The sequence below is a fragment of the Marihabitans asiaticum genome, from assembly GCF_007828725.1.
Taxonomy (GTDB): Bacteria; Actinomycetota; Actinomycetes; order Actinomycetales; family Dermatophilaceae; genus Marihabitans; species Marihabitans asiaticum.
The window spans coordinates 612,732-621,211 of the sequence record NZ_VIUW01000003.1 but is presented as its reverse complement, the minus strand read 5'-3'; the positions used below and the strand labels follow the sequence as shown (position 1 = coordinate 621,211).

Here is an 8,480-nt window from a genome sequence, read left to right as displayed (position 1 = left end):
CACCCCTTCGTCGACTCGCTCGGACGAGAGATCGCCGAGCAACGGCTCGGCGGCGCCTGGGGGCTCCCGGACCGGCTGCCGGAGCGCGCCTACCGGGTGATCACGCTCGCGGGGACGGCGTCCGCAGCCGCTCGGATCGGGTTGGAGCACTCCGGGGCGGTGACCGCTCGTACCGCGGCAGACCGGGAGCAGGCGTTGCGCGCGCTGGCGAAGGGGGCGGATGCCCACCTCGTCGACGCGACGAACGCCGCCTGCGCGGCGGTCGCCGGCTGGGTCCCGGCCCGCTAGGCACGAAACCCAGCCGGCTGGGTCTTGATGAGCTGGCTGGGTCTCGAAAGCCAGCCAGGTCCACGAAACCCAGCCGGCTGGGTTTTGTGGAGGGGGCGAAGGGGTCAGAGCACCGAGCGGTACACCTCGAGGGTGCGCTCGGCGATGCTCTCCCAGGAGAACTCGCGCACCGCCCGCTCGCGTCCGGCGGCACCCATCGCCCTGGCGCGGTCCTCGTCTGAGACGGCCTCGGTCAGGGCGGCGGCGAGGTCGCTGACGAACCTCTCGGGGTCGGTCGGCGCGCCCGTGCCGTCGCTCACCTGGTCGATGGGGACGAGCCAGCCGGTCTCGCCGTCCGCGACCACCTCCGGGATCCCCCCGGTCGCGGTGCCCACGACCGGCAGGCCGCACGCCATCGCCTCGAGGTTGACGATGCCGAGGGGCTCGTAGACCGACGGGCAGACGAAGACCGTGCCGGCGCTGAGCAGCGCGATGACCTCAGCGCGCGGCAGCATCTCGGCGATCCAGACCACGCCGTCGCGCTCCTGGCGCAGCCCCGCGATGAGCTCCTCGACCTCGGCCTGGATCTCGGGGGTGTCCGGCGCCCCGGCGCAGAGCACGAGCTGGACCTCCGGCGGGAGCTCGGCCGCGGCTCGCAGGAGCAGGGGCAGGCCCTTCTGCCGGGTGATCCGGCCGACGAAGACCACGCTGGGCCGGCCGGGGTCGACGCCGTGGCGGCGCACCGCCTCGTCCTCGCGGGCGGGCTGCCACAGCTCGGCGTCGATGCCGTTGTGCACGACGTGGACCCGGTCGGGGTCGATGCCGGGGTAGGAGCGCAGGATGTCGGCGCGCATGCCCGCGCTCACCGCGATGATCGCGGCCGCAGAGCGGTAGGCGCTCTCCTCGATCCAGGAGGACAGGGCGTACCCTCCGCCGAGCTGCTCGGCCTTCCACGGCCGCAGCGGCTCGAGGCTGTGAGCGCTCACGACGTGCGGGATGCCGTGCAGCAGCGAGGCGACGTGCCCGCCGAGGTTGGCGTACCAGGTGTGCGAGTGCACGAGGTCGGCGCCGGCGCAGTCCTGCGCCATCGCCAGGTCCACGCCCATCGTCCGCAGCGCGGCGTTGGCCCCTCCCAGCTCGACGAGATCGGGGTATCCCGTGGTCCCCCCTTCGCCCCTCTCCTCGCCGAAGCAGCGCACCCGCACGTCGAGGTCGCCGCGGCTACGCAACGCCCTCGTCAGCTCCGCGACGTGCACCCCCGCCCCTCCGTAGATCGCCGGCGGGTACTCCTTGGTCAGGATGTCGAGACGCACACCCCACACGGTAGGGCCGACGCGCTAGGTTCGGGGGTGAAGACGACCCGAAAGGCAGCCATGCCGCAGCGACGCACCGCAGCACCGAAGGTCCTCGCCATCGTCCTCGCCGGCGGGGAGGGCAAGCGGCTCATGCCGCTCACCGCCGAGCGGGCCAAGCCGGCCGTCCCGTTCGGGGGGATCTACCGGCTCATCGACTTCGCCCTGTCCAACGTCATCAACTCCGGGTACCGCAAGGTCGTCGTCCTCACCCAGTACAAGTCGCACAGCCTGGACCGGCACGTCTCGCGCGCCTGGCGGATGTCGACCATGCTGGGCAACTACGTCGCCGCGATCCCGGCCCAGCAGCGGGTGGACAAGTCGTGGTACACCGGCAGCGCCAACGCGATCTTCCAGTCGCTCAACGCGATCGCCGACGAGCGCCCCGACATCGTCGTCGTCGTCGGCGCCGACCACGTGTACCGGATGGACTTCTCCCAGATGGTCGAGCAGCACCTCGACACCGGCGCCGCCTGCACCGTCGCCGCGATCCGCCAGCCGATCGAGCTGAGCACCCAGTTCGGCGTCGTCGAGGTCCAGCCGCAGGACCCTCGGCGCATCTCCGCCTTCCGGGAGAAGCCCGCCGACGCGGTCGGGCTGCCGGATGCCCCGCACGAGGTGCTCGCGTCGATGGGCAACTACGTCTTCACCACCGACGCGCTCATCGACGCCGTCACCCGCGACGACCGCGACGAGGACAGCTCGCACGACATGGGTGGCGACATCGTCCCGGACTTCGTCTCGCGCGGTGAGGCCTTCGCGTACGACTTCAGCAGCAACGAGGTGCCGGGGGCGAAGGACCGCGACCGCGGCTACTGGCGCGACGTCGGCACCCTCGACAGCTACTACGACGCGCAGATGGACCTCACCTCGATCCATCCGATCTTCAACCTCTACAACTACGACTGGCCGATCTACACCCACTACGGGCCGTACCCGCCGGCGAAGTTCGTCCACGGCGAGCAGGGCCGCATCGGTGAGGCGCTGAACAGCTGCGTCTCCCCCGGCGTCGTCGTCTCCGGCGCACGGGTGAACAACTCGATCCTCTCCCCCGGGTGCTTCGTGCACTCCTACTCCAGCATCGACGACTCGGTGCTGCTCAACGGCGTCGACGTCGGGCGCAGCGCCCAGCTGCGCCGGGTGATCCTCGACAAGGACGTCGTGGTCCCCGAGGGCGCCCAGATCGGCTTCGACGCCGAGCACGACCGGGCGCGCGGCTTCGTCGTGACCGAGTCCGGGATCACCGTCGTCGGCAAGGGCCAGGAGGTCCCGCGCTGAGCGCGCAGACCCGCGAGCAGTCGTCCCCGATGCTGCTCGTGATGGACGTCGACTCCACGCTGATCCAGGCCGAGGTGATCGAGCTGATCGCCGCCCATGCGGGGACCGAGGCCCAGGTCGCGGAGGTGACCGAGGCCGCCATGCGCGGCGAGCTCGACTTCGCCGCCAGCCTGCACGCCCGGGTGTCCACGCTCGCGGGGGTGCCGGTCTCGGCCTTCGACGATGTCCGCGAGGCCGTCGCGTACATGCCCGGGGCGAGGGAGCTGGTCACCACCTTCCGCTCCCGGGGATGGCCGGTCGGCCTGGTCTCCGGCGGCTTCGAGGAGGTCGTCCGACCGCTGGCCGACGAGCTCGGCATCGAGCACGTCCGGGCCAACCGGCTGCAGGTCGAAGGGGGTGTGCTCACCGGCCGCGTGGACGGCCCGGTCGTGGACCGGGCGGCCAAGGCCGACTTCCTGCGCGAGCTCGCCGCGCGCTACGACATCCCGATGGGCCGGACGGTCGCGGTCGGTGACGGCGCGAACGACATCGACATGGTGACCGCCGCCGGTACCGGCGTCGCCTTCTGCGCGAGGCCCGCGCTCCAGGCGGTGGCCGACGTGGTGCTCGACGAGCGCCGGCTCGACCTGCTCCTCCCCTCGCTCGGCCTGGCCCAGTAGAGGGTCAGGTGCCGACGGCGTGGAAGCCGCCGTCGACGTGGACGATCTCGCCGGTCGTCGCGGGGAACCAGTCCGAGAGCAGGGCGACGCACGCGCGCGCAGTGGGGACAGGGTCGGTCACGTCCCAGCCCAGCGGCGCCCGCTCCTGCCACTTCTCCTCGAACTGCTCGAAGCCGGGGATCGAGCGGGCCGCGGTGGTCTTGATCGGGCCGGCGGCGACGAGGTTGCAGCGCACCCCCTTCGGCCCGAGGTCGCGGGCGAGGTACCGGCTGGTGGACTCGAAGGCCGCCTTGGCCACCCCCATCCAGTCGTAGACCGGCCAGGCGAAGGAGGCGTCGAAGGTGAGCCCGACGACCGAGGAGCCCTCGCGCATCCGAGGCAGCGCCGCGACGGCGAGCGCCTTGAGCGAGTACGCCGAGACGTGCACGGCGGTGCTCACGTCCTCCCAGCTCGCCTCGAGGAAGGTGAAGGCACCCTCGGGAGCGAAGCCGATGGAGTGCAGCACCCCGTCGAGCTGGTCGCAGTGCTCGCCGAGCCGGTCGGCCAGGGTGTCGAGGTGGGCCTCGTCGGTGACGTCGAGCTCGATCACCGGGGGCCGCTCGGGCAGGCGCCCGGCGATCTTCTCGGTGATCCGCATCGTCCGGCCGAAGCTGGTGAGGATCACCGATGCGCCCTGCTCCTGGGCGAGCCGGGCGACGTGGAAGGCGATCGAGGACTCCATGAGCACCCCGGTGATGAGGAAGGTCTTGCCGGTCAGCATCTGGTGCCTTTCTGCAGAGGATGGTGGCTGGGGTACGACGGAGGAGCCTCGAAGGCCCTCAGTGCCCCATCCCGAGGCCGCCGTCGACGGGCAGCACGGCACCGCTGACGTAGGCGGCGTCGTCGGAGGCGAGGAAGGCGACGGCCCCGGCGACCTCCTCGGGCTGGGCGAAGCGCTTGGCCGGGATGGCGCCGCGGTACTCGTCCTGGGTCTTCTCGGGCAGCTCCGCGGTCATGTCGGTCTCGACGAAGCCGGGCGCGACGACGTTGGCGGTGATGCCGCGCCCCCCAAGCTCGCGGGTGATCGACCGCGCCATCCCGACCAGCCCGGACTTGCTCGCGGCGTAGTTGACCTGCCCTGGCGAGCCATACAGCCCGACGACGCTGGAGACGAGCACGATCCGTCCGAATCGCTTCTTGACCATCCCGGTGCTCGCCCGACGCACGCATCGGAAGGCGCCGGTGAGGTTGGTGTCGAGGACCGAGGTGAAGTCGTCCTCGCTCATCCGCATGAGCAGCTGGTCGTTGGTCACGCCGGCGTTGGCGACGAGCACCTCGACCGGCCCCCCGAGGATCTCCTCGGCCGTGGTGAAGGCGGCGTCGACCGATGCCGCGTCGGTGATCTCGCAGGCGACGACCTCGAGGCCGTCGACCGGGTCGCCGGAGCGCGAGGTGACGACCACCGAGTGCCCGTCGGCGACGAGGCGGTCGGCGATGGCGCGCCCGATCCCGCGGTTGCCGCCGGTGACGAGGGTCCGTCGTGGCGTCGTCATGGGTGTGCTCCTCGTCCCTGGTGGCTCCGCATGCGCGGGTGTGCGCTGCGTCACGTCCGCACGCTAGATCACTACCGGCCGGTAGAGCCAGGCGGGGTCCGTGGCCAGGGGCTTCTCAGGCCGCAGGCGTAGCCTGGGGTGATGCCTCACCCCGAGCAGGTCACGTCGATCACGACGGTGCCAGAGCCTGCCTCGGTGGACCGCGACCGTCGCACCCGCCAGTACCTGGCGATGATGGGGCTGCGGACACTCTGCTTCGTCCTCGCCTACTTCGCCGAGGGCTGGCTGCGCTGGACCTGCGTGGTTCTCGCGGTGGTCCTGCCGTACATCGCGGTGGTCGTCGCCAACGCCGTCCGGCCGCAGGTCGACACCACCGTCGCGCCCGTCCCACGGGACCAGCTGACCCGATGACCGGTCCTGATCTGCTCGTCTGCAGCGCGAAGGGGTGTCGGCGGGCCGCCGACGCGGCCGTCGTGTGGCGCAACCCCCGGCTGCACGACCGCACCCGCCGCAAGGTGTGGCTCGCCTGCACCGAGCACACCACGACCCTGCGGGACTTCCTCACACTTCGTTCCTTCCCCGTGCAGGTCCGCGCGCTCGACGACATCCCCGACGACGGCCGGCCGTGGGAGTGAGCGCGGAGCACCGCGCCGTGCTGCGACGCTCGCTCACCCTGCGCTGGCTCCGGTGGTGGCTGGTGGCCCTGCTCGTCGCCGTGGGCGCCTACGTCCTCGGTCAGTGGCAGTGGGGCAAGTACGAGGATCGCGCGGCCCGCGCGGACCGCGTGGAGCGTCACTACGAGGCGGCCCCGGTGCCGGTGGAGCAGGTGCTGGACGACGCCCCGGTCTCGCAGGACCGGGAGTGGACCCGGGTCGAGGCGAGCGGCCGGTACGCCGGCGACGATCTCGTCGTGCGCAACCGGCCCCGCGACGGGGACTACGGCTACGAGGTGCTCTCACGCCTCGTCCTCGCCGACGGGCGCTCGCTCGTCGTGGACCGGGGCTGGATCCCCTTCGCCGAAGGGGGTGCCACCGTCGCCCCGGACATCCCGCCGGCACCTGAGGGCGAGGTGAATGTGCTCGGGTGGGTCCGGCTCGGTGAGCCGTCCTTCGAGCGCGACATGCCGCCGGGGCAGGTGGCCAGCATCAACCTCCCGGAGGTCTCCGAGGCGTGGGACGAGCCGGTTCTCGGCGGGTACATCGTCCGGGACACCGGGGCGGGGGTGCGCGAGGGCGCCGGGTCACCGCTCGCGCTGGACCGGCCGAGCACCGGCACCGGACCGCACCTTGCCTACGCCATCCAGTGGTGGCTCGTCATCCCGGCGGGCTTCGCCGTCGTCTGGTTCGCCGCGCGTCGGGAGGAGCGGGAGGCCCGCGGCGAGCCGCGGGCTCGGCCCGCCAAGGTCCGGATCTGGGACGAGGAGGACGCCTAGGGCCGCATCGCGCCCTGCCCGACGGTCGCAGCGCCGTCGAGCACCTCGGGCGAGAAGCGGGTATCGTCGTCGAACTGGGTGCGGTACAGGTGGGCGTACAGGCCTCCACGCTCGAGGAGCTCCCGGTGCGTGCCGCGATCCACGACCCCTCCGTCCTCCAGGACGAGGATCTGATCGGCGCCCCTCACCGTGCTCAGGCGGTGGGCGATGACGATGGCCGTGCGGCCCTGCAGCGCGGTGTCCAGGGCACGTTGCACCGCGGCCTCGGAGCTGCTGTCGAGGTGCGCCGTCGCCTCGTCCAGCACGACGACGGACGGTGCCTTGAGCAGCAGGCGGGCGATGGCGAGGCGCTGCTTCTCCCCGCCGGAGAGCCGGTGTCCCCGGTCACCGACGACGGTGTCCAGCCCGGACGGCAGAGAGCGGACGAGGTCGATGATCTGAGCGTCCTCGAGGGCGCGCAACAACTCATCCTCGGTCGCCTCGGGCCGGGCGAAGAGGAGGTTCTCCCGGATCGTGTCGTGGAAGAGGTGGGCCTCCTGGCTCACGACGCCGATGGTCTCGCTGACCGACTCGAGGGTGGCGTCGCGCAGGTCCATCCCGCCGACCCTGATCGAGCCGGTGGTCGGGTCGTAGAGCCGGGCGACGAGGGCGGTGAGGGTCGTCTTGCCCGCGCCGCTCGGCCCCACGAGCGCCGTCACCGAGCCAGCGGGCACCGTGACGTCGATGTCGTGCAGGACCTCGTCACCGCCCTGACGATCGCCGGTCGTGCGGGACTCCAGCGAGGCGAGCGAGACCTCGTCCGCCCCGGGGTAGGCGAAGCCGACGTGGTCGAGCCGTACGTCGAGCGCGCGCCCGCTCGGCAACGGCCGCGCATCGGGACGCTCGGTGATCGTGGGCCGCAGGTCGAGCACCTCGAAGAGGCGGGCGAAGGAGACCAGCGCGGTGAGGATGTCGACCCGCGCGTTGCTGATCGCTGTCAGTGGCCCGTAGAGCCGGGCGAGCAGGGCGGCCAGCGCGAGGAGGGACCCGACGGTCAGGCCGCCGTCAACGGCCATCACCCCGCCGAATCCGTAGACCATCGCCGTCGCGAGCGAGGCGACGAGGGTGAGGATGACGAGGAAGACGCTGCGGTTGACCGCGATCCGCACCCCGATGTCGCGCACCAGTGCGGCCCGCTGGTCGTACTCGCGCTGCTCCCTCCCCCGCTTGCCGAAGAGCTTGACGAGCAGCGCGCCGCCGACGTTGAAGCGCTCGGTCATCTGGCTGCCGAGGTCGGCGTTGAGGTTCATCTGGTCGTAGGACAGCTCGGCCAGGCGCCGACCCATGACCCGGGCGGGGATGAGGAAGAGCGGGACGAGCGCGAGCGAGGCGAGGGTGAGCTGCCAGGAGAGGCTGGCCATGGCGGCGACGATGAGCACGAGCGAGATCGCGTTGCTCACCACGCTGGAGAGCACCGTCGTGAAGGCCTGCTGGGCGCCGGTGACGTCGCTGTTGAGCCGGGAGACGAGCGCTCCGGTCTGAGCCCGGGTGAAGAAGGCGATCGGCTGGGCGAGGACGTGGCCGAAGACCTGCGTTCTCAACCGGTAGATCAGCCCCTCGCCGATCCTGGCCGAGACCCAGCGCTGGACGAGCGTGACGACCGCCTCCACCGCCGCCAGGCCCGCGACGAGGAGTGCCAGGGTGACCACGACGTCCCTTCGTCCCGGGGTGACTCCGTCGTCGATGAGGCGCTGCAGGATGAGCGGGGTCGCGACGACGGTGACCCCGGAGACCGTGACGAGCGCGAGGAAGGCGGCGATCAGACCGCGCATGCCCCGGGCGTAGCCGAGGACCCGCCGGGACGTGCCGGCCGGCAGCGATGCGCTGTTGACCGAGCGGTCCTGGGTCATCGAGCGCATCAGCGCCCAGCCGTTGGTCTGGCTCACCGGCCGCCCTCCTTGAGTTGCTCTCGATGACTCAA

Annotated in this window: 9 protein-coding genes and 1 pseudogene; 6 read left to right on the top strand and 4 right to left on the bottom strand. The window is 71.7% G+C overall.

The window, feature by feature from the left end:
- A pseudogene (locus tag FB557_RS14220) lies at positions 1-288 on the top strand (hypothetical protein); the annotation flags it as partial.
- 104 nt (positions 289-392) lie between these two features.
- Here FB557_RS14220 and glgA read toward each other — a convergent pair.
- The gene (gene glgA, locus FB557_RS11020; RefSeq protein ID WP_144857633.1) at positions 393-1,580 is read right to left on the bottom strand and encodes a glycogen synthase; all 1,188 of its coding nucleotides are present in this window, start codon (positions 1,578-1,580) and stop codon (positions 393-395) included.
- 60 nt (positions 1,581-1,640) lie between these two features.
- On the opposite strand from glgA, the gene glgC reads away from it, so the two are divergent.
- On the top strand, positions 1,641-2,897 hold the full coding sequence (gene glgC / locus FB557_RS11015) for a glucose-1-phosphate adenylyltransferase (RefSeq protein WP_144857694.1): 1,257 nt from the start codon (positions 1,641-1,643) through the stop codon (positions 2,895-2,897).
- 29 nt (positions 2,898-2,926) lie between these two features.
- Positions 2,927-3,556, top strand: a complete 630-nt coding sequence (gene serB, locus FB557_RS11010) for a phosphoserine phosphatase SerB (RefSeq protein ID WP_144857632.1) — start codon at positions 2,927-2,929, stop codon at positions 3,554-3,556.
- Positions 3,557-3,560: 4 nt separating this feature from the next.
- Here serB and fabI read toward each other — a convergent pair whose 3' ends face one another.
- On the bottom strand, positions 3,561-4,316 hold the full coding sequence (gene fabI, locus FB557_RS11005; RefSeq protein ID WP_144857631.1) for an enoyl-ACP reductase FabI: 756 nt from the start codon (positions 4,314-4,316) through the stop codon (positions 3,561-3,563).
- Between the two features lie 58 nt (positions 4,317-4,374).
- Positions 4,375-5,088 carry a beta-ketoacyl-ACP reductase gene (fabG, locus tag FB557_RS11000; protein ID WP_144857630.1) on the bottom strand — a complete coding sequence of 238 codons (714 nt, stop codon included), beginning with the start codon at positions 5,086-5,088 and terminating at the stop codon, positions 4,375-4,377.
- Positions 5,089-5,229: 141 nt separating this feature from the next.
- On the opposite strand from fabG, the gene FB557_RS10995 reads away from it, so the two are divergent.
- From FB557_RS10995 to FB557_RS10985, 3 genes are read left to right on the top strand one after another with little or no spacing between them, the layout of a single operon-like run.
- A complete protein-coding gene (locus FB557_RS10995; protein ID WP_144857629.1) occupies positions 5,230-5,499 on the top strand; it encodes a DUF3099 domain-containing protein in 270 nt (89 codons plus the stop codon).
- On the top strand, positions 5,496-5,723 hold the full coding sequence (locus tag FB557_RS10990) for a hypothetical protein (RefSeq protein ID WP_144857628.1): 228 nt from the start codon (positions 5,496-5,498) through the stop codon (positions 5,721-5,723). Before FB557_RS10995 ends, FB557_RS10990 begins: the two co-directional genes overlap by 4 nt.
- Positions 5,714-6,520, top strand: a complete 807-nt coding sequence (locus FB557_RS10985; RefSeq protein WP_246074713.1) for an SURF1 family cytochrome oxidase biogenesis protein — start codon at positions 5,714-5,716, stop codon at positions 6,518-6,520. Before FB557_RS10990 ends, FB557_RS10985 begins: the two co-directional genes overlap by 10 nt.
- Here the strand turns inward: FB557_RS10985 and FB557_RS10980 are convergent.
- Positions 6,517-8,418, bottom strand: coding sequence for an ABC transporter ATP-binding protein (locus FB557_RS10980; RefSeq protein ID WP_144857692.1), 1,902 nt, complete (start codon positions 8,416-8,418; stop codon positions 6,517-6,519). The genes FB557_RS10985 and FB557_RS10980 overlap by 4 nt on opposite strands.
- Between the last annotated feature and the right edge of the window lie 62 nt (positions 8,419-8,480).